The following is a 24,115-nucleotide window of genomic DNA, read 5'->3' as shown; positions in this document are numbered from 1 at the left end:
AAAACATTGCTAAACCGTTTTAGATATTTAGCAAGTGAGAATAAGGTTTGACATCCTCCCCACCCTAAAGGACGGGGATTCCTACTAGTGCCCATTGCAAGCAATGGGCTACTCTCGGTGGGTTCTTGTTGCTGACCTCTCAATGAAGTTCACTTCACAAGCGCTACGGGCATGTCCTGCCCTGACATTTTATTACGCGTGGACGATAGCTCGCCCACGAGTTAACACGTTTAACGCTCCAACCACATCAGCATTTTCTGTGTAGCCACATTCTACACACTCAAAATTAGCCTGTGTTTGGCGATTTTCTTTCGCAACATGACCACAACAAGGGCAAGTTCGACTGGTATTTTGCGCTGGCACTGCCACTAAAAATCCACCTTGCCATTGCGTTTTGTAGTCCAACTGACGGCGAAACTCAAACCAAGATTGATCTAATATCGCTTGGTTCAACCCTGATTTTGCAGCAACATTTTTGCCTGGTGCTTCCGCCGTACCTTTGGCTGATTTTGACATATTTGACACCTGCAAATCTTCAATATAGATTATGGCGTGGTTTTTGCTGATTTTGCTTGAAGTCTGATGCAAGAAGTCTTTGCGAAAATTGGCAATTTTATGATGCAGTTTGGCGATTTTCGCCTTTAATTTCTGCCAGTTTTGACTAAATTTAACCTTATTTTTGAGTTGGCGTTGGAGTTTTGCCAATTTGCCTTTGTAGGTTTTAAAGGCGTTTAATGGCTCAAAAAATTCACCGTTTGAAAGCGTGGCAAAACGTGCAACGCCCATATCAATACCGATTTCACTGCCTTTATGTGTCGGAATGTCGTACTCAAATTCCGTCTGAATACTAACAAAAAAGCGACCGCACTTTTGGCTAACCGTCACATTTTTCACTTCGCCTACCACCTCACGGCTGTTGCGATAGCGAACCCAGCCAATCTTTGGCAGATACAAGCGGTCATTTTCCTGTTCTAATTTGCAACCTTGCGGAAAACGAAAGCTCTCTTTCACGCCTTTTTTCTTGAATTTTGGAAAGTCGGCACGTTTCTGAAAGAAATTTTTGAACGCACTCTCAAGATCTTTTAGCGACTGTTGAAGCACTTGAGAATGGCATTCTTTTAGCCAAACTAATTCTTTTTTCCATTGTGGAAGCAAGTTGGCGATTTTAGTGTAACTGAACTTAAAGCTGTTATCTTGCTCGTATTGTTCATTTTGCCAAGCCAATGCCCGATTGAACACAAAACGAGAGCAACCACAGAACTGTTTAATTCTGCGGATTTGGTTGCCGTTTGGCATTATCTCGAACTTAAAGGCTTTGTGTAGTTGCATTGACAAGGTTTAGAATGTAAGTTTTCAACATTTTACACTTGGTCTATGCAAAAAGAAACAGAAATTAGGCACGGTAGACATTGTGTTTTTAATATGCATGTTCACTTAGTCTTTGTAACAAAATATCGCCGTGATGTTTTTACGAAAGCTATTTTAGACGAACTCAAATTGATTTTTGAAAGCGTCTGCAATGATTTTAAAGCAAAATTAGTTGAATTTGACGGTGAAGACGATCATGTCCATTTACTTGTGGAATATCCCCCAAAAATTGCGGTGTCTACATTAGTGAACAGCCTGAAAGGAGTGTCAAGTCGAATGATTAGACGAAAGAATTTTCCGAGTATCCGCAAGAAATTGTGGGGTAATCAGCTGTGGTCTCCGTCTTATTTTGCAGGGAGTTGTGGTGGCGCTCCAATTTCCATTATTCGCCAATACATTGAGCAACAACAAACACCTGATTAGTTAGGTTTGAAACGGCTTACGCCGTTTGTGCCTTATATCTCCGCCCTGAAGGACGGAGTTTTACGGCACGAGTCTGATAAAAAATCGGGAAGCTCTCCTGCTTCCCGATTTATTAAAAAGTTTAGGTATCTCATCTAGATAAATAGGCTTCCCCATAAGAAACCGAATAGAACGGATAAGGAAATGGCAATTACCCCCGGAATAATAAATGGATGGTTAAAGACAAATTTCCCGATACGAGTTGAACCAGTATCATCCATTTCTACTGCCGCAATTAATGTTGGATAAGTCGGTAATACGAACAATGCAGATACTGCCGCAAAAGCCGCCACAGCAGAAAGTGGAGAAACCCCTAACAAAATAGCTGTTGGATAAAGTGCTTTTGCAGTCGCTGCTTGTGAATAAAGCAATGTACTTGCAAAGAATAAAATTACCGCAAACATCCAAGGATAATTTTGTAATAAATCAGCAGAAACTTCTTTGATTTCATTAATATGACCACCAACAAAAGTGTTACCTAACCAAGCAACCCCCATTACACAAATTGCTGCAGACATACCTGACTTAAATGTTGCTGCTGAAGTGATTTTGCTAATATCAATTTTACAGAAAATAACAATTAATGCGGCTGCCCCTAACATAAAGCTAATAATCGCTTCGTTACGAGGTAAAACCGGATTCTCAACTAAACCAACGGTTTTACTAATTAATGTCGCATAGAACATCACGATGATAACAGTCGCTAAGAAGATGGCAACGGAACGTTTTGCGTAAGGCTGTACTTCAATTTGAGATTCACCACGCAATTTAATTAATCCGGCTGCTAAACGGCGTTGATACTCTTCATCATCTTTTAAATCTTTTCCTAAGAAGTTACAGATAAATGCGGTAATCATACAAGCCACGAAAGTGGTTGGAATCCAAATCGCCAATAATTCGATATAACCAATGCCGTAATTTTTTTCAATTTCACCGGCAAGATAAACAACTGCGGCAGAAATTGGTGAAGCGGTAATAGCAATTTGTGAAGCAACAGTGGTGATAGATAACGGACGAGAAGGGCGAATGCCTTGTTCTTTTGCCACTTCAGCCACCACAGGAAGAATGGAGAAAGCGGTGTGACCTGTTCCTGCACAAACGGTCATAAAATAACCGACAGCCGGCGCAAGAAAAGTGATGTGTTTAGGGTGTTTACGAAGAACGTGCTCCGCCCATTTAACTAAGAAATCCATACCACCTGCGACCTGCATAGCAGCAATTGCCATAATAACAGACATAATGATAGAAATAACATCAAATGGAATTTCACCCGGTGTTAATCCTAATAACGCTAATGCAACAACACCTAAACCGCCGGCAAAACCGATTCCTATTCCACCAAGGCGAGTACCTAAAAATATAAAGAAAAGTACAACTAAAAATTGTAACCAGATCATATAAGTTCCTTATTTAATTTTATGATTTACACACAACAAATAAGCGTTAATTAAGATTAACGCTTTGTGGTTAATAATTTTATCAGTTTTTATATCAATATTGTTGAGCTAGATCTAAATAATGATGTTATTACACTGTTTCACGAGAGTGACAGATTGATTTTTCTTCAGGAATTGTTTTTATCCAAAAGAAAAAACACCAATATTCGATCAAAAGTAATAAAAGAATTACGATCTTACCTATGATATTTGGTGAGGCATAAAAAGAGAGTGCCATCATTATTGTTGAGATTAATAAAATGGAACGTTTCGCGCGTTTTGTTAAAGCTCGTTGTTCATTAAATGTTTTTAAATATTTATGATAAACCTGAGTCTGTTTAAACCAGTTTTCTAACCTAGGGGAACTTTTTCCAAAGAAAAAAAGCGTACAGAGCAAAAAAGGCGTTGTCGGTAAAAGTGGGAGGAAAGCACCGAGAATGCCTAAAGCTAAACAAGTAAATCCAAGAAAAATATAAATATAGCGTAACATTAGCCTTTTCTTTGTTGAGAATTATTCTTAATAAGATAGCAGTTTTTGTGAAAAAAAGAAATGAGAAAGAAAAGAAAATGATCTACACCGCTGATTAACCGCTCTTATCAATTAATCTTTCAGTGTAGATCAAATGTTGTTGTTAATATTCTAATTTTGGCAGTGATTGGTTTTCAATAACATCCTGATCCACAACTACTTTCTTTAATCCCTCTAAAGAAGGAAGATCGTACATTGTATCTAATAAAATACCTTCGACAATGGAACGTAATCCTCTAGCACCGGTTTTACGTGCCAGTGCTTTTTTAGCAATGGCGGTTAATGCTTCCGGAGTGAATTCCAACTCTACATTCTCTAGTTTAAACAATGCCTGATATTGTTTGATTAACGCATTTTTCGGTACAGTTAAAATGCTAATTAATGCCTCTTCATCCAGTTCCGCTAATGACGCTACAACTGGTAAACGACCAACAAACTCAGGAATTAAACCAAATTTGATTAAGTCTTCGGTTTCTACCTGTGCAAATAATTTGCTGATATCATTCTCTTTTTCTTTGCTTTGTACATTTGCATTGAAACCTATTCCACGATCTTTATGAGTGCGTTTTTCGATGATTTTATCCAAACCGGAAAATGCACCTCCACAAATAAAGAGAATTTTTGAAGTATCCACTTTCAAAAACTCTTGCTGTGGATGTTTTCTTCCGCCTTGAGGTGGAACAGATGCGATTGTACCTTCAATTAGTTTCAATAATGCTTGTTGTACCCCTTCACCGGAAACATCTCTAGTAATCGATGGATTTTCAGATTTACGAGTAATTTTATCAATTTCATCAATATAAATAATGCCCTGTTCCGCTTTTTCGGTATCGTAATCACAATTTTGTAATAACCGTTGAATAATATTTTCAACATCTTCACCAACATAACCGGCTTCAGTTAACGTTGTCGCATCGGCAATTGCAAAAGGAACATTAATTTGGCGAGCCAATGTTTGTGCCAATAACGTTTTTCCACTTCCAGTCGGACCGATCAGCAAAATATTACTTTTCCCTAATTCAACATCAAGCTCTGTTTCATTGTTACGTAGGCGTTTGTAATGATTATAAACAGCGACAGAAAGGATTTTTTTTGCTTGATCTTGTCCGATTACATAATCATCCAAATGCGCACGGATTTGATGTGGTGTAGGTAGCTTTTCTAGCGGTTTTCCTTGCTCTTGCTCTTTTTGCTGCTTATTAGCTTCTTCCATCAATAAATCGTGGCACGTTTCCACACATTCATTACAAATATAACCGGATACTCCGGCAATCAATTTGCTCACTTCGTGTTTCTCTTTACCACAAAGTGAGCAGTAAAATTTCTCATTATTCTCTGGTTTATCTGACATAAATTTCTCACTTATAGTTGGCGATGAGTTAATACTTCATCAATTAAACCATATTCTTTAGCTGCCTGAGCAGACATAAAGTTATCACGATCAGTATCACGTTCTACAACTTCCAATGGTTGACCAGTATGGAAAGCAAGACGTTGATTTAAAGTATCTTTGATTTTAAGAATTTCCTGTGCGTGAATTTGAATATCCGATGCCTGACCACGATACCCACCTAAAGGTTGATGAATCATAATACGAGCGTGCGGAAGTGCAAAACGTTTTCCTGCTGCACCACCCGCTAATAAAAATGCTCCCATAGAACAAGCTTGTCCCATACAAAGCGTACGAACATCAGGTTTAATAAATTGCATTGTGTCATAAATTGCCATTCCGGCAGTAACTACACCGCCGGGTGAGTTGATATAAAGATTAATATCTTCATCAGGATTTTCCGCTTCAAGGAATAATAATTGAGCAACAATTAAGTTAGCCATATTATCCTCTACTTGACCGTTAAGAAAAATCACACGTTCTTTAAGCAAGCGAGAATAAATATCGAAAGCACGTTCACCACGAGCAGTTTGTTCGACAACCATTGGAACTAATGCCATATTTTCTCCTATTTTGTAGCTAGTCTTTTTAATCGTAAAAAGAATAGAAAAAGTGCGGTATAGATTAACCGCACTTGATGAATGTAGAATAATTTTGTGTTATAGCGCTATTTTCAAATAGTGCTATAGCACTATTCATTATGCACGAGGAGTGTTCATAATGTCGTCAAAAGATTTTTCAACTTCTGACACTTGCGCTTTAGCAAGAATTGCATCAACAGCTTGATCTTCTAATACAACGTTACGGATGTTATTGGAAAGTTCTTTATTGCTACTGTAATAATTAATCACTTCTTCAGGTTGCTCATAAGCAGAAGCAATACTTGCGATCATTGATTTAACACGATCTTCATCTACTTTTAAGTCATTACCGGAGATAACTTTGCTAAGTAATAAACCGACTTTAACACGACGTTTAGCCTGTTCTTCAAAGATTTCACGTGGTAATTCAAGCGCTTGTTTAGCATTACCACCAAAACGTTGTGCTGCTTGTTGACGTAATACATTGATTTCTTCATCAACCGCTGCATTCGGAACATCGATATTATTTTGCTCAAGCAAACCATCAAGAACTTGCTGTTTGATGTTTGCAGTTACTGCATTATCAAGTTCACGTTGCATATTTTTTTCAATTTCTGCACGAAGATCAGCTACAGTTTTGGTATTTGGCCCGAATTTAGCCACAAATTCATCTGTTAATTCAGGAAGTACCATTTTTTCCACTTTTTTCAAGGTAATAGCAAATTTAGCAGGTTTACCTTTTAAGTTTTCAGCGTGATACTCTTCTGGAAAGGTTACATCAATGTCAAATTGTTCTCCGGCTTTATGACCTACAATACCATCTTCAAAACCTGGGATCATACGCCCTTGTCCCATAAAGAGAATGAAGTCATTCGCTTTTCCGCCTTCAAATTCTTCACCATCAATAGAACCAACGAAATCTAAAGTTACGCGACTGTCAGCCGCTGCTGCTTCAGTGGTTTCTTCCCAAGTTGCTTGTTGTTTACGTAATGTATCAACCATTTTATCAATGTCTGCTTCATTGATTTTTACAACCGGTTTTTCAACTTTGATATTTTCTAAACCTTTGATTTCTATTTCAGGATAAACTTCAAAAGTTGCAGAGAAAGTTAAATCTTCACCAACTTTGTATTTTTCCGGTGCAAAAGTTGGACGGCTTGCCAAATTGATTTTTTCCTGCATTACTGCATCAAAAAAGTGACGCTGCATTACATCACCTAAAACATCCTGACGGGCAGAAGCTCCAAAGCGTTTTTCAATGATGCTTGGCGGCACTTTACCTTTACGGAAACCATCAATACGAGCAGTTTTAGCTACTCTTTTTAATTCTTCACGAACAGCTTGTTCGATCTCGTCTGCCGGTACAGTAATGCTAATACGGCGTTCTAATCCTTGAGTTGTTTCTACTGAAATTTGCATTTATGCTACCTCAAAAAAATAATTGTACTCGGCACTTTCTATTGCTACCGAACACGCAAAAAATACCTATTATTTAAAAGTAATACAAGCGTATTAAAAAGAACGCCCGATTATAGCCTATTCATTGGTAATATGTCGAGAAAGCGAACGATAAAAACGGATAGTTGTTTATTGTTCACTCAATTTAATTGCTTTTACTTCTTCCCTTGTGCTAAATAATTTAATTTTAAGCTCACATCAGATAACAAGAACATCTTATAGATCATTGACAAACCTTCAATGACTTATTTTTCTATCTACATTAGGGCAGATGACAGAGAACAATAGAAGATATTTGTAATATTGGAGTATTTTTAATTTGAGATTTTTATTAAATCAAAGACCCAGTTTTGAACTAGGTTTTTATCATTATTTTTAATCTTTATTAAAACTAAATTTAGTTTTTATTAAAGAAGATACTCCGCTGCTCTCACAACAATTTTCACCGCATTTTCTTCTGTCGCTTTCATTGTTGCCTCATTAGGAATTTCCTGTTGTGTGCGGTTAACAATTGCACCTGCAACCATACCAGCTCGTAACCCTAACGCTGAACACATTGTAAACAGCGTTGCCGATTCCATTTCAAAATTCATTACATTAAGTTCCTGCCACTGTTTCAAAGAGCCAGCAAACTTACGCCAAACTTTACCGCTATAAGTGTCATAACGCTCCTGTCCGGGATAAAAAGTATCTGATGAAGCCGTAATGCCGACATAAGTTTTGTTCGGATTTAACTCTTGTGCTGCACGATAAAGTGCTGTGGTACATTCAAAATTCGCCACTGCTGGATACTCTAACGGCGCAAAGTGTTGGCTTGCGCCATCCAAACGTACCGCACTGGTTGTGATCAGAACATCACCGACATTAATATGCGGTTGAATCGCTCCCGTTGTACCGATACGCAAAAAGGTACGCACACCAAGCTGTGCTAACTCTTCAACAGCAATGGATACCGATGGGCCACCAATACCGGTAGAACAAACAACCACGGCTTTACCGTGCAAATAGCCTAGCCACGAAGTAAATTCACGTGTAGATACTAAAAATTTAGGGTTATCCAACAGCTTAGCAATAACAGGAACTCTTTCCGGTGCACCCGGCACAATGGCAAGGGTAGCGCCATCCAAATCTGTTTTCTTTAAGCCCAAATGAAACACATCAGACATACAGCCTCCTTATTTTATTTTTGTATGTTATGGTTTTATATCCCGGAGAATAGGATTTTGCATCGAGATCAAAGTTTCAGTTGATTGGATCTCATCAATTAGTTGAATTTTCGTTGCCAACACGTGATGCAATTCTTCGATAGTATGTGTCATCACCTTGATAAATATTGAATAATTTCCGGTTGTGTAATAGGCCTCTACCACTTCATCAAAATCTTTCAGTTTTGCGATCACTTTTTCATAATCTTTCGCACTTTTCAGGATAATGCCGATAAAACAACAAACATCATAGCCTAAACGTCTTTCATTGATTTTAACTTTTGTGCCTTCAATAATACCGGACTGGCGCATCTTTTCGACCCGAACGTGAATCGTTCCCGGACTAACGCCGAAATTTTTCGCCATTTCCGCATACGGAGTACGAGCGTCTTGCGTTAACACACGTAAAATCTGCTGATCCAAATGATCAATATTGGTAACTGGTTGCATATTCAGCCTTATAAGTAATGAAATGATTAGATAATATATAATTTATCGATATAAAAAATAAATTTCTTCTAATGGTAAGAGAGTTGCTGATTTGTTTCAAGACAAAATCCATTTTCTTGCCATTCTTCCAACAAAAATGTGAAGCAGATCAAAATTTCAAGCTAAATCAAAGAGATTTAACTGTCTTACCCGCTGTGGCAAATCCCCACTTAATCCGGTTGCTTGCTGAATAAATTGCTGCTTAATCGGCGAGAATTGATTGGTTAATGATAAGCCCACGCCTCGTATCAATTTTTTTAACGGCTGCTCACCGGCAAAAAGATCCTTAAAGCCTTGCATTGCTGCCAACATTTTTAATGCTTCCGCCTTACGCCAACGCTCATAATGGCGCAAATGACGATAACTGCCGATATCTTTATCTTGAGCTAAATGTTTATCCACCTCTTCTGCCAATGCCAACGCATCCATAAACCCTAAATTCACGCCTAAACCGGCAAGAGGATGAATAGTGTGTGCTGCATCACCAACCAAAGCAATGCGCTGTGCGGCGAATTGTCGAGCAAAACGCGCCGTAAGCGGATAGACGCTACGTTGTGTGACCAACTTACATAAACCCAATCTGTTATCAAACGCCGTAGTTAAATAGCGATTAAACTGTTGCGGATCACAACTTGCCATCGCCTCTGCTTGTACCGGATCCTGCGACCAAACAATCGAACTTAAATTAGGCTGATGTAACGGCAAAAAGGCTAAAATGGTATCCGGAGAGAAAATTTGGCGGCAAATTTGTTGATGCGGTTCCTCCGTTTCCACATTACACACTAAAGCCGAATGTTGGTAATCACGGAAAACCAACGGAATATTCGCCTGTTGTCGCAACCACGAATTCGCACCGTCCGCGCCAACCACCAATTTTGCGACTAAAATTTCACCGTTTTCCAAGCCTAAAATCGCATTGTCCTGATTGACACCCAACGACACCGGTTTGCTCACAATCACTTCAGCATTTTCTTGAGCGACAACCGCTTGATATAACGCCTGTCGAATCAATTGGTTTTCCACAATATGCCCAAGATGTTCAACACCAAGCTGCTCGGTATTGAGCTCAATGCGTCCGAAACTGTCTTTTTCCCACACTTGCATTTCTGCATAGGCAGTTGCTCGCCACGCTTTTAACTGCTGCCAAACATCGAATTGTCGCAACATCGCTTCGGAAGAAAGATTTAATGCACTCACTCGATAACCGATATTCGATAAATCAAATACCGTATTATTCTCTTCAATCACAGCTATCGAACAAGCACTTTGTTTTAAAGCTTGTGCGAATGCCAACCCAACCATTCCGCCACCAATGACGACAATATCGAACGTTTTCATTAAATTCTTCCCAAAGTAGGTTGTACAAAACGATTTCGCAATAAAGCGCAGTTGCTTAAACCAATTAAGCCTAAATTACGCAAAATTTGTAACGGTAACAATGAATTACTAAAAATTTGCACTAAATTATCTGTTAAGCCAATAATATGCTGTTGATCGGCAAGGCGCTGCTGCTGATACTGTTGCAACATTGCTGCCGAACCGATCTCATCTGCTTCCGCCACGATTTTCGCTAATGCAAAAACATCACGAATTCCTAAATTAAAGCCTTGCCCTGCCACAGGGTGCAGTGTTTGTGCTGCATTTCCGACTAACGCAATACGATCTCCGACAAAAGATGTCGCCCGTTTTAACATTAATGGATAGGCATAACGGCGACTAACAGCCTGAAACGCACCTAAACGCCAACCGAACTGCTGTTGTAAATGCGATATGAATTGTTCATCATTCATATTAAGTAGCTGTTCCGGCGCTTTCGTACAAAACACTAATGACATCATTTTGTCCGCTAACGGCAATAATGCAATTGGCCCTTGTGTAGTAAAGCGTTCAAAAGCCCGCCCGTTATGTGAGCTGGAAATTCTCACATTGGCAATAATCGCTGTTTGCTGGTAATTATGCACCGTTTCGGTAGCAATCTTTGCCAATTCAGCAATTTTTGAATCACTGCCATCCGCTGCGACCAGTAATTTTGCACTTAGCTGTTGTCCACTTTGTAATAATACGGAAATCTGTTGTTTTGATGTTTGTAACTCAACAATGCTATCCGGACAAATAAAATCAATATTCTGTTGAGCCTTTAACGCTTGGCTAAACATTAACCCCATTTCGCTTAATGGAACAACCGCACCGACTTGCGACAAATGCAACTCTTGAGCATTAATTTCGACAATGCCTGAATGGTGCTGTTCAGAAATATGCACCTGTTTAATCGGTTCGGCAAATGCCTGCATTTTGTCCCATAATGAATAGTGTTCGGAAAAAGGAATTTGGGCTAACTTACGACAAGTTCCATCAGACAAAGCAACACAACGTGTATCAAATCCCACGCCTTGTTGTTCTTGCTGTAACCGTTTTTCAACCACAGCAATTTTTAATCGCTGCGCTGAAAAGTGGGATAACGCCAAGGCAAGCGTTAAGCCATTCATTGCACCGCCACCAATGATCAAGTCGTAGTGTTGTTGCATAATTAATCCTTGCTAGCTGCCATTAAGGCTTCGATTTCATCTATCTCTTTCGGCACTGCTGCGGTCAACACCTTGTTGCCATAGTCGGTAATCAGTAGATCATCCTCAATACGAACGCCAATGCCTCGATAAGCCGGTGGAATATCTTCTGCATTAGGAATATACAACCCCGGTTCAACCGTCACAACCATTCCGGGCGCCAATGTTCTGCTACGATTTTCACCATATTCTCCGACATCGTGAACATCCAATCCGAGCCAATGTCCCAAACCGTGCATATAAAAGCGTAAATAGGCTTTATCTGCGATTAACTGCTCTACCTCACCGGATAAAATGCCTAATTTAACCAAGCCTGCAACCTTAATTTTCAACACTTCATCATTCGCTTGCTTGATGGAGCTGCCATTAACCAACAATTCTATCGCTCGTTTTTGTGCGTCAAGCACAATTTGATAAACCTCTCGCTGTGCTTGACTGAATTTGCCGTTCACCGGGAAAGTTCTGCTAATATCGCCGGCATACATAGCAAATTCACAACCGGCATCAATTAACACTAAATCACCGTCCTGCATTAAGCGATCATTTTCTGTATAGTGCAAAATACAGGCATTATCACCGCTTGCAACAATCGATCCGAAAGATTCAGATCTCGCACCGAAACGGTTAAATTCGTGCAACAATTCGCTTGCCAATTCATATTCAAACCGCTGCGGACGAGCCTGTTTCATTGCACGCATATGTGCCAATGCTGAAATTTGCCCTGCTTGCTGCATTAAACGAATTTCGTTTTCTGACTTAAATAGACGCATTTCATCTAAAATTGGACGCCAGCAAATTTGTGTCAATGGTACGCGCAATCCCTGACGCTGTTTAGCACGCATTAAAGACAATGTCTGACGCACAACTTCATCACCCCAAGCCTGAACTTCTTGCGCATAATAGAGTGTTTGTGTGCCGTTTAATAACAACGGTAGTTGTTGTTGCAAATCTTCAATCGAAAAAGCAGCATCCAAATTCAGATCTGTTGTTGCTCTCTCTATGCCCAAACGGCGTCCATTCCAAGTTTCCATTAATGGATCGGACGGACGCAAAAACAGAATAGCGTGCTGTTCTTTATTACTCTTTTTCAGTAATAGCACTGAATCCGGTTCGTTAAATCCAGTTAAATACCAAAAATAACTATCTTGGCGAAATGGATAGGTAGTATCCGCATTGCGCTTACACTCCAAACTTGAAAACAGAATAAGAGCGCTGTTATCCGACATTTGTTCCAATACACGCTGACGCCGTTGCTGAAACTCTTCTTTCGGCATTTCTGCCATATAACTTAAATCCATCAAATTCTTCCTTAATGCACAGTTTGGTGCATTGTTACCTGAGCCTGACCAAAATGGGAATAGAACAGCATTGCAATCGTTCTTAAATACTCAACAATCTCTTCAAAAGCTTGTTCCAGCCCCTCTTCATCATCACCGTCTTCATAGCCAAGTTGGCAAATTTCACGTAAATCAGATATTGCTTCAATAATATCTTCTTGTTTTTCTTGCTGTAAATTCGGTTGAGCTAATCCTAAGCCGAGTAAAAAATGATTACTCCATTCACTTAATGCATTGATATTTTGGAAAACATCGCCTGACTCGCCTAAATCAAGATCAAACTCAAATTCTGTAATATCAGCTAAATTTTTCTGTAGTGCTTGATAAAGTTCCGTGATCTTTGTTAATAATTGAATAGGGTAAGCGTGATCATCATTAGTAAATTTATAAAGCAAGGTTTTCCAACTTTCATCTCTAATACCGCCACAGATAAATCCGCTTAAAAGCCCGTGTAATTCAACACCGTTTAAGGATATGCCTGCCTGTTTTAATTCATTGTTCAGTTGTTGAGCTGTTATTGCAACCATTCTATATTCCATCTGATCGTAAATGTTGTCATTCTATCACCAACCTTATATATCCACCAATAATCTATGACGAAACTTATTTGCTATGGCATAATACCGCCATTTCTATAATTTTATTATTTATCTAAGAGGTCTTTTATGTCTAAAAATATTGATTTGTATATTTTTGGTCAAAATCTGCGTTTAAGCTGCCCGGAAGATCAACAACAGGCATTAAGAGAAGCAGCTGAGGTTTTAGAAAAAAAGGTTTCTGAATTAAAAAATCGCACCGGAATTATTCAATTGGATAAAGCGCTCACTATTGTTGGTTTAAATTTATGCTATGAATTATTAACTCAGCAACAGCAAAATTCTGAACGAGAATATTTAATCAACAATAAAATTGAACAAATAGAACATTCTTTAAGCACTATTTTATCTAATATGCCTACCAGAAAATAAAATCTGATTTAAAACAAGAAATTCTAATCTCTGACTAGGCAAATTAAAAAATTTAAGGTACTATTATTCTCAACCTGGGGTGTTCGACAATGGGTTACGTCCCTGAGCCGATACTGATATTTTTTAGAGTTGGTTACCTACAGTCGGTGAGCATGCTTGTTATCAAGAAGCCTAATGATTGTAAGACTGACTCCCTTGAACCGTAGGGTTCAAGGACCGATCACCCACACCGGCACCTTGGGTTTCTAATTAAATTGAAACAAACAATGACTCTTCAATCCTCTATTGATATATCTGCAAATAAATCATATCAACGACAACAGTTGAGAAGGTTTATTCGTCAAAGACGTTCCTCATTAACTTTACAACAACAGACAATGGCTGAACAGAAAGTTGCAAAAGTTGCTATGGATTTTCTAGCGCCTTTAAACGTAAAAAATATTGCAGTTTATTTATCTTTTGATGGGGAAATCTCAACGAGTTATTTAATTAAAACATTATGGCAGCAGGGCTACTGTCTCTATTTACCGGTATTACACCCTTTTAGCAAAGGGAATCTCTTATTTCTTTCTTACACGCCAACAACAAAACTTGTTAAAAATAAATTTAATATTCTTGAACCGGAATTAGATGTCAGACAAGTTTTACCCCCTGATCGATTGGATATTATTTTTACCCCTTTAGTCGCTTTTGATCTGAAAAAAAATCGTCTTGGAATGGGAGGCGGTTTTTATGATAGAACTCTTGAAAATTGGCAAAATAAACCTTTTCTACCGATAGGATTAGCTCACCATTGCCAACAAGTTGAACATATTCCGACCGAAGATTGGGATATGCCTTTATTTGAAATTTTAGCCGTTTAATTCATTTCTTAATTTTCTATCCAAATAAAAAAGCCATACAAGCGACATGATCTGACTCCGAAAAGTTAGACTGTTATTTTAAGGACTGAATTCTGTATTGAACAGGGCTCAGTCCATTTAATTTTAATTGTATTCTTTCCTCATTGTAATAACGAACATATTCTTTGATAACAGATTCAAGTTCTTCAATGCTGTCGAAAGTTTTGCCATAAAAACATTCCACTTTCATCCGCCCAAAGAAACTCTCCATCGCGGCATTATCTAAACAATTGCCTTTCCTTGACATACTCTGCACAATATTGTGCTCAGCTAATAACTGTTGATAACTTGCCATTTGATACTGAATACCTTGGTCTGAATGTAATATCGGGGAGTCCCCCTCAGCTAACCGAGCAATTGCTTGTAACACCATCTGTTTTACTAATCTACCATCTGGATGACGACTACATTGATAAGCAATCAATTCATTGTTATAGCAATCCAATATCGGGGAAAAATAGAGTTTATCGCCCTTCACCTTAAACTCAGTAATATCGGTCAACCATTTCTGGTGCGGAACGGTGGCGTGGAAGTCTCGTTGTAAGTGATTCGGGGCGATGTTACCCACTTCCCCACGATAAGAATAATATTTACGTTGTCTTTTCCCTTTTACCTGCAATCCCATCACTTGGATTAATCGTTGTACCCGTTTATGGTTGATCCCCTCGCCTAATTGTTTGGTGACTCGGCGATAGCCATAATGTGGATTCTGTTGTTTGATAGCAAGAATTTGGGCACATAATGAAGCGTTGTTATCCCTAGTCTTATCTTTACCATGTAAATGATAAAAGAAAGTACTTCTGGCTAAATCGGCATACCGTAACAGTAAGTCTAACGGATAGTCTGCTCTTAATTCTTGGACGGCGTTGGCTTTTTCCTCATTTTTTCTCGGTCTAATTGCTGACACTTTTTTAGGTAGGCATTCTCCGTTTCTAATTCTAGAATTCTTAAGCGTAAGCGTTCTTCTTCTGTTTTCGGTGGCGGTGGCATTTTGGCATAGCGTGTTTTTTTCATCGCAGGTCGTCCTTTGGGTTTTGGGTGTAATCCTTCTATACCGCATTGTTGAAAGTTTTTCAACCATTGGCTAATAGCACCCGAATTAGCAATTCCAAACTGTAAACAGGCTTGGTCAGCTGTCATGTCTCTGTTTTGAATCGTTTGTATGACGTGATATTTAAACTCTGGAGTATAGGTTCGTTTGGTATGCAGCACGGCTAAGCCATTTATACCTGAATGTTGATATTGGGCAATCCAACGCCTTAATGTGCGTTTAGACACGGTAAATGTACGACAGGTTAAAGAAAGGCTTTCCTCGTGTTGAAAGTAGAAATCTACCACTTGTTGTTTAAATGTTTGGTTATATTTAGTCATAAAAAATCTGCACCTCTGTATGTTGTTGGATAATAAGTCCAACTTTAGGGGTGCAGATCAACAAACTTGTATGGCTCTATAATTTTTCTGATTATCTATTCAGCTTTTGCTTGTGTCGGCTCCACAGTAGCGTGATCAATAGCAGTATGATAGCCTGCTGCGCCACGACCTCTAAAGCTATAACGTGAACCTTTCCATTCAACAATATTTAATAGCATCGTTGGCAACTCATCAGCCTGCGCTAATGTCATCTCTGCCTTAATATGATGTACCGCTGAAAATGTACCTAAACGACCATCAAATCGATAATCAGACAAATAAGGCTTTATCTTATCTTCTTTTTTCTCCTCTGAAACAGCAGATGATTGCTCCATTGCCCCATATCGAACTGCTGCCTGTTCGGCTTGCATCGCTTGATTAATGCTGCTGTTTGGTTTTGATTTTGCTTCCTTACCGTTCGCTTCCATTGTCAACACAGCTTCCAACGGACGAGGGTTGCTTTCTCTACTCTCCACTGCTGAAATTACTGGTACTAAAGTGTCATTTTTATGTTGTTTTTGCTGTTCAAGCATTTCATCAACAGAAACAAAGTTATTATTTTTCTCTTTTTCTATGCGGTTCACAAATGGTAAATGAATTTTTCCACTTGCTAATTCCGGTGAGGCTACCGCCATAAACAATGGCATTGGGGAAACAGTTTCTTGATAATGACGACGTCTGCGACTGTTCATTCGTAAATGACGCGGTAAACGACGGGAGCGATTATTTTCACGATGACTGTTTTCACTCTCTTCCGCACTCTCTGTCTGAGCCTTATCAACGGCTGCTTCACTCTTCTCTTCCGGAAGCGGAGATTGCGGTTTTTGATGATCATCTTGTTGTCGTTTATTTTCCTCTTGTACAACCGTTGTGGTGGCAATCTTTTCCTCGACAACCGCAGTGAAATTGGCTGTTTCCACCTTTTCAACAGAAACTTGAGAAACAGCGACAGTTTCAACCGTTTTTTCAACGTTGCTTTCTTCTGCTCTATTGGAATTAGGTTGCGAATTACTTTCAGATAAGCGAACTTTCTTACGTAAATCACGACGTTGGCGACGTGACGCAATCTGCTGTTCTTTACTATTTTCCTTGGTTTCATCCGCTTTCTTCGCTACCGAAACAGAGTCTGGTGCTTCATCCACCGCTTTACGGTTAGCCCGTTTTGTGCGCTTAAGATCTTCTTTATTTGCAACATTAGCAGAATCTTTTGCTCGACGCTCTTCATTACGTCTGTCTTTCTGACGATTATTCTCTTTATCACTACGACGATGGCGTTTATTACCAGTACGGCTTCGATTCTGTTTCTCTTTTTCCTCTTGCGTATTATCAGCAAAAAACGCTTTTAATTTTTTCCATATGCGTGCTAATAAAGAATCTTTAATTTCTTCTTTTTTCACTAATGGTGCCGGCTCAGAAATAGTAATCTCCACCGCAGCCACTTCAGCTGCCGGATTAGCTGTCGTACTATTGGAAAGATCAATTGTACGATTGAGCAATGATTCTTCACTATCTGCATCTTCTTGAATATCGTGAAGTTTCGCCAAGTTATAACTTAAAGTGTGATTATCTTCCCCATCACGCAAGCGGAACACCGAGAAATGAGGAGTTTCCATTTGTTCGTGAGGCACTACAACAATTTGAACATTGTGGCGTTTTTCGATATCAGTAATTGCTTTACGTTTTTCGTTTAACAAATAAGTTGCAATTTTTACCGGTACAATTGTATGCACCTGTTTAGTATGTTCTTTTAACGCTTCCTCTTCCAACAAACGCAAAATGGAAAGTGACAATGATTCATTATCACGCACTTTACCTGTACCCTGACAACGAGGACAAATATGATGTGTCGATTCATTAAGCGAAGGGCTTAAACGCTGACGAGACATTTCCAATAATCCAAAACGAGAAATACGGCTAATTTGGATTCTGGCACGATCTTGGCGCACTGCCTCACGCATTCTATTTTCCACTTCACGTTGATGACGAGCCGGTGTCATATCAATGAAGTCAATAACAATTAAGCCACCTAAATCACGCAAACGCAACTGACGTGCGATCTCATCGGCTGCTTCCAAGTTTGTATTCAATGCTGTTTCTTCAATATCTCCACCTCGAGTAGAACGGGCAGAATTAATATCAATTGCTGTCAATGCCTCTGTTACATCAATAACAATGGAACCGCCTGAAGGCAATTGTACTTCTCGTTGGAATGCTGATTCAATTTGAGACTCAATCTGGAAATGACTAAATAAAGGCACTTCTCCCTGATAAAGTTTAACGCGATTGATAAAATCAGGACGAACTAATTTAATATGTTCTTTGACTTTATCGAAAACCTTACGGCTATCAATTAAAATTTCACCAATATCACGACGCAAATAATCTCGAATCGCACGCACAATCACATCGCTTTCCTGATGGATCAAGAACGGTGCAGGACGAGATTCCGAAGCCTGTTTAATGGCTTCCCAATGATGAAGCAGCACGTGCAAATCCCATTGCAACTCTTCTGGAGAACGCCCCACTCCAGCAGTACGGACGATAAGCCCGACACCTTCCGGTACTTCTAAAGAACTCAGTGATTCTTTAAGTTCTAAACGCTCATCACCTTCAATACGACGAGAAATACCACCGGCTCGTGGATTATTCGGCATAATCACCAAATAACTACCCGCCAAAGATACAAAAGTCGTTAAAGCTGCACCTTTATTTCCTCGCTCTTCTTTACTGACTTGAACAATAACTTCCTGCCCTTCCTGCAAAATATCACGAATATTCGGTCTTCCTTGATAAACATAACCTTCCGGAAAATATTCTCGAGCAATTTCTTTGAGAGGAAGGAAACCGTGCCTTTCTGCACCATAATCAACAAATGCAGCTTCTAAACTAGGTTCAACACGAGTAATTCTCCCCTTATAGATATTAGCTTTCTTTTGTTCGTGTCCAGGTGATTCAATATCTAGGTCAAACAGTCGCTGACCATCAACTAAAGCGACACGCAACTCTTCTTTTTGCGTGGCGTTAATTAACATTCTTTTCATCGTTATTTCTCTATTCTTGTTATAGCTTTATCAATACGATGTTATACCAACACTTTATTCTGTCGTTGCAGGTTATGCCAATCTCTCGACTCTCATTATTTGCATAGAATACCAACCGGCAATCATTGGTCTATATCACTTACCGACTGACTTCTGTTGAATTTATTGAATCGTGTTCTGTATAACATCAACAATATTGGCGTCTTACGCCTACCGCAGCACCAAAAAATCTGTTTTATTCGACAACTCTTTGCAAATACAACTACAAAAATTCAGTAGCATCTGATTTACAAAAATGCTCTCTATTATTCCATTTTCTCTGACTTTTGGAAAGCTAAAGATAGTGCAATTAACTACAGCTCAACAGAATATTTTCGCAACTTAAAACGCTTAATGATATGATACGCACAAATTTTAAGATTAGAGTACTTATGAATAAATCCGAAGACAAAGTGGTTAATGCCTCTGTACAACTTATTACCATTGAAGCGGGGGAAGAGCTGCAACGCATTGATAATTATCTGCTTACCAAATTAAAAGGCGTACCAAAAAGCTTAATTTATCGTATTATTCGCAAAGGCGAGGTGCGTGTTAATAAAGGTAGAATTAAGCCTGAATATAAATTGCAAGTTGGAGATATTATCCGTATTCCTCCAGTACGCATTAGTGAAAAGAGTAATAATGCACCGATTTCAACAAAATTAAATAAGGTAAATACGCTGGAACAACAAATTTTATTTGAAGATGATCAACTATTAATTATCAATAAACCTTCGGGTATTGCTGTACACGGTGGTAGCGGTCTAAGTTTCGGTGTTATTGAAGCACTTCGTGCTTTGCGTCCTCAAGCCAAATTTTTAGAGTTAGTACACCGTTTAGATCGGGATACTTCTGGTATTTTATTAGTCGCTAAGAAACGCTCCGCTTTGCGCAATTTGCACGAACAACTTCGTGAAAAAACAATACAAAAAGATTATTTAGCATTAGTACGTGGCGAATGGCAATCGCATTGTAAAGTTGTCAAAGCACCTTTATTAAAAAATGAATTATCCAGTGGTGAGCGGATAGTAAAAGTAAGTGATCAAGGCAAACCTTCAGAAACCAGATTTAAGGTGGAAGAACGGTTTAAAATCGCCACCTTAGTAAAGGCTTCACCGGTGACCGGCAGAACCCATCAAATTCGTGTTCATACGCAATATGCTGGGCATCCAATTGCGTTCGACACTAAGTATGGCAGTAAAGAGTTTGATCAACAATTGGCATCGCTCGGATTGCAACGTCTTTTTCTACACGCCGCAAGTATCCGTTTTACCCACCCCAAAAGTGGTGAACAAATGGTTATTGCTGCACCGTTAGATCAACAGTGCAAACAATTGTTAGCAAAGCTGCGCAGTTAATATTCCGCTTGGGGAATTATTCTAAAGGCGATAATTCCCCATTCAATAATTGAAATCTACTCCCTTCCTGCCAATAAGGTTGCTGTAATTGTTCTACAGTAATAGCTGTAATAATCACCTGAGAATGGCTCTCTTTTAAGCGTTGTGCCAATAAAGCCCGTTTATTCGGGTCAAGTTCCGAAGCAAAGTCATCAATTAAAAAAATACAGTGCCGTTGCTGCTGCCGCATTAAATGCTCCCCTTGTGCCAATCGCAACGCACACATCAATAACTTTAATTGTCCTCTTGAAAGAATATCTTCCGCCGGCATTCCGTTTGCCCTGAATTTAAAATCCGCACGTTGTGGACCGGACATCGTATAACCGACACTTTTATCTCGTTGGAAATTTTCAATTAAAATATCAGCATAATCACTCTCTTTATTCCAACCTTGATAAAAGTGAACTTCGATCTCCACCTCCGGTAAAAATAAGCGGCAAGTCTGCGTAATTTCTGTTTTTAGTTCATCCGCATAACATTGTCGCCATTCACTAATTTGTTGTGCTAATTGGCACAATTGCTGATCCCAAATTTTTAGTAAGGCATAATCATCCACTTGCTGCAATGCCGCATTACGTTGCTTTAATAAACGATTCATTGCCGACCAATGATGATGAAACTGCGGTTCAAGATGGAATAACCCCCAATCAAGAAAAGCGCGGCGATAACTTGGACCACCGTTAATCAAGGTTAGCCCTTCCGGAGTAATAAGCTGCATCGGTAATAAATGCGCAAGATCAGAAATTTTATGACCATCCTTGCCATTGATTCGAATCGTATTTTCACCTTGTCGTGTTTTCTGCAACCCTAATGCCCACGACTGTTGCTGCTCTTCCACTTTAGCAAATAGCGTGAATTCAGCTTGTTCATATTGAATAATACGATTCACCACTGAGCTTTTAAAAGAACGCCCGTGTCCAAGAAAATAGATCGCTTCCAACAGGCTGGTTTTACCGCTGCCGTTATGCCCAATTAAAAAATTAAAGCCTGAATTTAAGGCTAAATTCACGGCTTTAAGGTTTCTAAAATGTTGAATATTGAGTTGAGATAAAGCCATAACTATAAACGCATCGGCATAATCACATATTCGGCATTACTCTGTTCACAATCTTCTATTAAGCAGCTTGAAGTGGCATCCGTTAAACGCATTCTCACCGACTGACATTTCAATGCATTCAATACGTCTAAAATATAGCTGACATTAAAGCCGACTTCCATTGGTTCGCCTTGATAATTCACATCAATAACTTCTTCCGCCTCTTCTTGATCCGGATTCTGCGCCAAAATTTTTAGCTGATTGGCTTCAATAATCAAACGCACTCCACGAAAACGTTCATTAGATAAAATAGCTGCACGAACACACGCCTGTTTTAATGAATTCCAATCCACTTCCAAAATTCGATCCGCATTTTTCGGCAAGACACGGCGATAATCAGGAAAACGTCCGTCAATCAATTTTGAGGTAAAAATCACATTATTGAGGTGTACTTGGATATTACTTTGCCCCATTCGGATATAAGCATTCTCACTATTACTATCAAGCAAACGCATCAATTCAATTACACCTTTACGCGGCACAATAATCGCATAATCAGGAACACCCTGTTGCAATTGGATACCACAAACTGCTAATCGATGTCCATCAGTTGCCACTGTTCTTAATACATTATTTTCAGTTTCAAACTTCATTCCATTTAAAAAATAACGAGCATCCTGATTTGCCATTGAAAATTGGGTGGCTTCCATCACACGGCGCAACACCGATTGTTCAATATTTAATTCAACATCAACATCCAGCTGTGTTAAATTCGGATAACTTTCCGCCGGCAGCGTGGCTAAATTAAATTTACTGCGCTCCGCTGTAACTAAAACACGATCATTTTCGTAATTCACAGTAATTTGAGCATCTTCATTTAAGGAACGACAAATATCCAAAAATTTACGTGCAGGAATGGTAAATGTTCCGTTTTCACTGGATGACACTAATTGCACAAAAGTGGAAAGCTCAACCTCAAGATCAGAACCAGTTAAGGTTAAACGATCACCGTCTATCTGAACTAAAATATTATTTAACACAGGTAAAGATGGACGATTATTCAACACTCCACACACCTGCTGTAAAGGTTTTAATAAATTTTCTCTTGCGACAATAAATTGCATAATGCCCACCTTTAAGTTGATAACGTTCTAATAAGATTTGAATAATCTTCACTGATATTATTGTCTGAATCACGCAATTCAGCAATTTTCCGACAAGCGTGTAATACAGTAGTATGATCACGATCACCAAAAGCACGACCGATTTCAGGCAAACTATGATTTGTTAACTCTTTTGACAATGCCATTGCCATTTGGCGAGGACGAACTACTGATCGTGCTTTACTTTTTGATTTTAAATCAGCCACTTTAATGCGATAACGTTCTGCCACAACACGTTGAATATTATCTAATGTTACAGAACGATCGTGTACTGCCAGCATATCTTTCAACGTTTCACGTACAAAATCAATAGTAATGGGCTGACCAGTAAAATTTGCATTGGCACTGACACGATTTAAAGCACCTTCCAATTCACGCACATTAGTACGTAATTTCTGACCAATAAAAAAAGCGACCTCTTCAGGTAAAACAATATTGCTCTCTTCCGCTTTTTTCAACAAAATTGCCACCCTTGTTTCTAATTCAGGTGGTTCGATTGCAACACTTAATCCCCAATTAAAGCGAGATTTTAAACGTTCCTCTATTTTATCAATCTCTTTAGGATAACGATCAGATGTCAAAATAATCTGTCGTCCCCCTTCAAATAGACTGTTGAAAGTATGGAAAAACTCCTCCTGTGATCCTTCTTTACCAGCAAAAAATTGAATATCATCAATCAATAATGCATCTAAAGAACGATAAAACTTCTTAAATTTTTCAATAGTTTCCGACTTTAATGCTTTTACTAATTCTTGAACAAAACGTTCAGAATGAATATAAACCACTCTTGCATTCGGTTTATTCTTCAAAATACCGTTACCAATAGCGTGCAATAAGTGTGTTTTACCTAAGCCCGTTCCACCATAAAGAAATAGCGGATTATAGCCTTCATCACCTATCTTTTCTGCAACTTTTTGCGCAACTACTCTTGCCAGTTGATTAGATTTACCTTGCACAAAATTATGAAATTCATATTTAGGATTAAGGTTGGTTTTAAATTTATGCGTTGGCTGTATTTGCTCCGTATTCGTTTCAGTAACAGTAATAGACATCTCTTCTGCTACCTGAGTCGCTTCCCTGACCGGACGCGTTCCCTCTCGAACACGCACAACAAATTGCGGATTTTCCGTTAAAAAACGAACAATTTCCTCTATTTGAGATACATATTTATCCTGAACCCAATCACGAACAAATCGATTCGGAGCATATAAAATCATTGTAGTATCTGAAATATCCGCCTGTAGTGGACGTAACCAAGTACTAAAATCTATCTCGGAAGTCTTATCTTGCAATTGTAATAGGCAACTTTGCCATAAAGAAGAAAATCTATGCTGTTCCAT

Annotated in this window: 21 protein-coding genes, 1 other RNA gene and 1 pseudogene; 5 read left to right on the top strand and 18 right to left on the bottom strand. The window is 38.9% G+C overall.

The genetic code is table 11. From position 1 onward, the window contains the following. Nucleotides 1–192: 192 nt before the first annotated feature. Nucleotides 193–1,329 carry an RNA-guided endonuclease InsQ/TnpB family protein gene (locus ACXPAV_RS00115; RefSeq protein WP_458003642.1) on the bottom strand — a complete coding sequence of 379 codons (1,137 nt, stop codon included), beginning with the start codon at nt 1,327–1,329 and terminating at the stop codon, nt 193–195. 45 nt (nt 1,330–1,374) lie between these two features. Between ACXPAV_RS00115 and tnpA the strand changes: the two genes are divergently transcribed. Beyond that, on the top strand, nt 1,375–1,791 hold the full coding sequence (gene tnpA / locus ACXPAV_RS00110; RefSeq protein WP_409025852.1) for an IS200/IS605 family transposase: 417 nt from the start codon (nt 1,375–1,377) through the stop codon (nt 1,789–1,791). 134 nt (nt 1,792–1,925) lie between these two features. Here tnpA and ACXPAV_RS00105 read toward each other — a convergent pair whose 3' ends face one another. From ACXPAV_RS00105 to ACXPAV_RS00055, 11 genes are all read right to left on the bottom strand, one after another. Continuing rightward, entirely contained in the window at nt 1,926–3,227 is a 1,302-nt protein-coding gene (locus tag ACXPAV_RS00105) for an anaerobic C4-dicarboxylate transporter (protein WP_458003641.1), read from the bottom strand. Between the two features lie 130 nt (nt 3,228–3,357). Further along, nucleotides 3,358–3,756, bottom strand: coding sequence for a YbaN family protein (locus ACXPAV_RS00100; RefSeq protein ID WP_335798088.1), 399 nt, complete (start codon nt 3,754–3,756; stop codon nt 3,358–3,360). 142 nt (nt 3,757–3,898) lie between these two features. Next, nucleotides 3,899–5,146, bottom strand: coding sequence for an ATP-dependent protease ATP-binding subunit ClpX (clpX, locus tag ACXPAV_RS00095; RefSeq protein WP_458003640.1), 1,248 nt, complete (start codon nt 5,144–5,146; stop codon nt 3,899–3,901). 11 nt (nt 5,147–5,157) lie between these two features. Further along, entirely contained in the window at nt 5,158–5,745 is a 588-nt protein-coding gene (clpP, locus tag ACXPAV_RS00090) for an ATP-dependent Clp endopeptidase proteolytic subunit ClpP (protein ID WP_013745609.1), read from the bottom strand. Between the two features lie 138 nt (nt 5,746–5,883). Further along, nucleotides 5,884–7,185 carry a trigger factor gene (tig, locus tag ACXPAV_RS00085; protein ID WP_458003639.1) on the bottom strand — a complete coding sequence of 434 codons (1,302 nt, stop codon included), beginning with the start codon at nt 7,183–7,185 and terminating at the stop codon, nt 5,884–5,886. Nucleotides 7,186–7,631: 446 nt separating this feature from the next. Then, the gene (gene udp, locus ACXPAV_RS00080) at nt 7,632–8,390 is read right to left on the bottom strand and encodes a uridine phosphorylase (RefSeq protein ID WP_458003638.1); all 759 of its coding nucleotides are present in this window, start codon (nt 8,388–8,390) and stop codon (nt 7,632–7,634) included. Between the two features lie 27 nt (nt 8,391–8,417). Beyond that, nucleotides 8,418–8,879 carry a transcriptional regulator AsnC gene (gene asnC, locus ACXPAV_RS00075; RefSeq protein WP_013745649.1) on the bottom strand — a complete coding sequence of 154 codons (462 nt, stop codon included), beginning with the start codon at nt 8,877–8,879 and terminating at the stop codon, nt 8,418–8,420. Between the two features lie 156 nt (nt 8,880–9,035). Next, nucleotides 9,036–10,256 (bottom strand): FAD-dependent monooxygenase, encoded by a 1,221-nt coding sequence (locus ACXPAV_RS00070; protein ID WP_458003637.1) that lies wholly within the window; start codon nt 10,254–10,256, stop codon nt 9,036–9,038. After that, nucleotides 10,256–11,443, bottom strand: coding sequence for a 2-octaprenyl-6-methoxyphenyl hydroxylase (ubiH, locus tag ACXPAV_RS00065; RefSeq protein ID WP_458003636.1), 1,188 nt, complete (start codon nt 11,441–11,443; stop codon nt 10,256–10,258). The genes ACXPAV_RS00070 and ubiH overlap by 1 nt, the downstream gene beginning before the upstream one ends. 2 nt (nt 11,444–11,445) lie before the next feature. Beyond that, a complete protein-coding gene (gene pepP / locus ACXPAV_RS00060) occupies nt 11,446–12,780 on the bottom strand; it encodes a Xaa-Pro aminopeptidase (protein ID WP_458003635.1) in 1,335 nt (444 codons plus the stop codon). 11 nt (nt 12,781–12,791) lie between these two features. Next, nucleotides 12,792–13,346: a UPF0149 family protein gene (locus ACXPAV_RS00055; RefSeq protein ID WP_458003634.1), complete on the bottom strand. Its 555-nt coding sequence runs from the start codon at nt 13,344–13,346 to the stop codon at nt 12,792–12,794. 138 nt (nt 13,347–13,484) lie between these two features. On the opposite strand from ACXPAV_RS00055, the gene ACXPAV_RS00050 reads away from it, so the two are divergent. From ACXPAV_RS00050 to ACXPAV_RS00040, 3 genes are all read left to right on the top strand, one after another. Then, the gene (locus ACXPAV_RS00050) at nt 13,485–13,787 is read left to right on the top strand and encodes a cell division protein ZapA (RefSeq protein WP_013745654.1); all 303 of its coding nucleotides are present in this window, start codon (nt 13,485–13,487) and stop codon (nt 13,785–13,787) included. A 68-nt stretch (nt 13,788–13,855) separates the two neighbouring features. Then, nucleotides 13,856–14,035: non-coding RNA, 6S RNA (gene ssrS, locus ACXPAV_RS00045), on the top strand. An 18-nt stretch (nt 14,036–14,053) separates the two neighbouring features. Continuing rightward, entirely contained in the window at nt 14,054–14,650 is a 597-nt protein-coding gene (locus ACXPAV_RS00040; RefSeq protein ID WP_039135206.1) for a 5-formyltetrahydrofolate cyclo-ligase, read from the top strand. A gap of 73 nt (nt 14,651–14,723) precedes the next feature. Here ACXPAV_RS00040 and ACXPAV_RS00035 read toward each other — a convergent pair whose 3' ends face one another. The 3 genes and pseudogenes from ACXPAV_RS00035 to rne all read right to left on the bottom strand — a co-directional run bounded on the left by ACXPAV_RS00035 (nt 14,724) and on the right by rne (nt 19,140). Continuing rightward, nucleotides 14,724–15,749, bottom strand: coding sequence for an IS3 family transposase (locus tag ACXPAV_RS00035; protein WP_458004437.1), 1,026 nt, complete (start codon nt 15,747–15,749; stop codon nt 14,724–14,726). 17 nt (nt 15,750–15,766) lie between these two features. Continuing rightward, a pseudogene (locus tag ACXPAV_RS00030) lies at nt 15,767–16,060 on the bottom strand (helix-turn-helix domain-containing protein); the annotation flags it as partial. Nucleotides 16,061–16,155: 95 nt separating this feature from the next. Then, nucleotides 16,156–19,140 (bottom strand): ribonuclease E, encoded by a 2,985-nt coding sequence (gene rne / locus ACXPAV_RS00025; protein WP_458003633.1) that lies wholly within the window; start codon nt 19,138–19,140, stop codon nt 16,156–16,158. A 431-nt stretch (nt 19,141–19,571) separates the two neighbouring features. On the opposite strand from rne, the gene rluC reads away from it, so the two are divergent. Continuing rightward, entirely contained in the window at nt 19,572–20,537 is a 966-nt protein-coding gene (rluC, locus tag ACXPAV_RS00020; protein ID WP_065233388.1) for a 23S rRNA pseudouridine(955/2504/2580) synthase RluC, read from the top strand. Between the two features lie 16 nt (nt 20,538–20,553). On the opposite strand, the gene recF is transcribed toward rluC, so the two are convergent. The 3 genes from recF to dnaA are packed head-to-tail and all read right to left on the bottom strand — an operon-like array spanning nt 20,554 to nt 24,115. Continuing rightward, a complete protein-coding gene (recF, locus tag ACXPAV_RS00015) occupies nt 20,554–21,633 on the bottom strand; it encodes a DNA replication/repair protein RecF (RefSeq protein ID WP_458003632.1) in 1,080 nt (359 codons plus the stop codon). Between the two features lie 2 nt (nt 21,634–21,635). Further along, complete coding sequence (gene dnaN, locus ACXPAV_RS00010) at nt 21,636–22,736, bottom strand: DNA polymerase III subunit beta (protein ID WP_458003631.1); 1,101 nt, start codon at nt 22,734–22,736, stop codon at nt 21,636–21,638. A gap of 11 nt (nt 22,737–22,747) precedes the next feature. Further along, nucleotides 22,748–24,115, bottom strand: a complete 1,368-nt coding sequence (dnaA, locus tag ACXPAV_RS00005; protein ID WP_039135194.1) for a chromosomal replication initiator protein DnaA — start codon at nt 24,113–24,115, stop codon at nt 22,748–22,750.

The organism is Gallibacterium sp. ZY190522 (assembly GCF_054166015.1).
This window is presented reverse-complemented; position numbering and strand designations above follow the sequence as displayed.

Coding starts and splice junctions, on each gene's coding strand:
- udp (WP_458003638.1), bottom strand. CDS start 8,390: ATGTCTGATGTGTTTCATTTGGGCTTAAAGAAAACAGATTTGGATGGC.
- tnpA (WP_409025852.1), top strand. CDS start 1,375: ATGCAAAAAGAAACAGAAATTAGGCACGGTAGACATTGTGTTTTTAAT.
- clpP (WP_013745609.1), bottom strand. CDS start 5,745: ATGGCATTAGTTCCAATGGTTGTCGAACAAACTGCTCGTGGTGAACGT.
- ACXPAV_RS00105 (WP_458003641.1), bottom strand. CDS start 3,227: ATGATCTGGTTACAATTTTTAGTTGTACTTTTCTTTATATTTTTAGGT.
- clpX (WP_458003640.1), bottom strand. CDS start 5,146: ATGTCAGATAAACCAGAGAATAATGAGAAATTTTACTGCTCACTTTGT.
- tig (WP_458003639.1), bottom strand. CDS start 7,185: ATGCAAATTTCAGTAGAAACAACTCAAGGATTAGAACGCCGTATTAGC.
- ACXPAV_RS00070 (WP_458003637.1), bottom strand. CDS start 10,256: ATGAAAACGTTCGATATTGTCGTCATTGGTGGCGGAATGGTTGGGTTG.
- dnaA (WP_039135194.1), bottom strand. CDS start 24,115: ATGGAACAGCATAGATTTTCTTCTTTATGGCAAAGTTGCCTATTACAA.
- ACXPAV_RS00115 (WP_458003642.1), bottom strand. CDS start 1,329: ATGCAACTACACAAAGCCTTTAAGTTCGAGATAATGCCAAACGGCAAC.
- rluC (WP_065233388.1), top strand. CDS start 19,572: ATGAATAAATCCGAAGACAAAGTGGTTAATGCCTCTGTACAACTTATT.
- dnaN (WP_458003631.1), bottom strand. CDS start 22,736: ATGCAATTTATTGTCGCAAGAGAAAATTTATTAAAACCTTTACAGCAG.
- pepP (WP_458003635.1), bottom strand. CDS start 12,780: ATGGATTTAAGTTATATGGCAGAAATGCCGAAAGAAGAGTTTCAGCAA.
- ACXPAV_RS00040 (WP_039135206.1), top strand. CDS start 14,054: ATGACTCTTCAATCCTCTATTGATATATCTGCAAATAAATCATATCAA.
- ubiH (WP_458003636.1), bottom strand. CDS start 11,443: ATGCAACAACACTACGACTTGATCATTGGTGGCGGTGCAATGAATGGC.
- recF (WP_458003632.1), bottom strand. CDS start 21,633: ATGGCTTTATCTCAACTCAATATTCAACATTTTAGAAACCTTAAAGCC.
- ACXPAV_RS00055 (WP_458003634.1), bottom strand. CDS start 13,346: ATGGTTGCAATAACAGCTCAACAACTGAACAATGAATTAAAACAGGCA.
- rne (WP_458003633.1), bottom strand. CDS start 19,140: ATGAAAAGAATGTTAATTAACGCCACGCAAAAAGAAGAGTTGCGTGTC.
- ACXPAV_RS00050 (WP_013745654.1), top strand. CDS start 13,485: ATGTCTAAAAATATTGATTTGTATATTTTTGGTCAAAATCTGCGTTTA.
- ACXPAV_RS00100 (WP_335798088.1), bottom strand. CDS start 3,756: ATGTTACGCTATATTTATATTTTTCTTGGATTTACTTGTTTAGCTTTA.
- ACXPAV_RS00035 (WP_458004437.1), bottom strand. CDS start 15,749: ATGCGGTATAGAAGGATTACACCCAAAACCCAAAGGACGACCTGCGAT.
- asnC (WP_013745649.1), bottom strand. CDS start 8,879: ATGCAACCAGTTACCAATATTGATCATTTGGATCAGCAGATTTTACGT.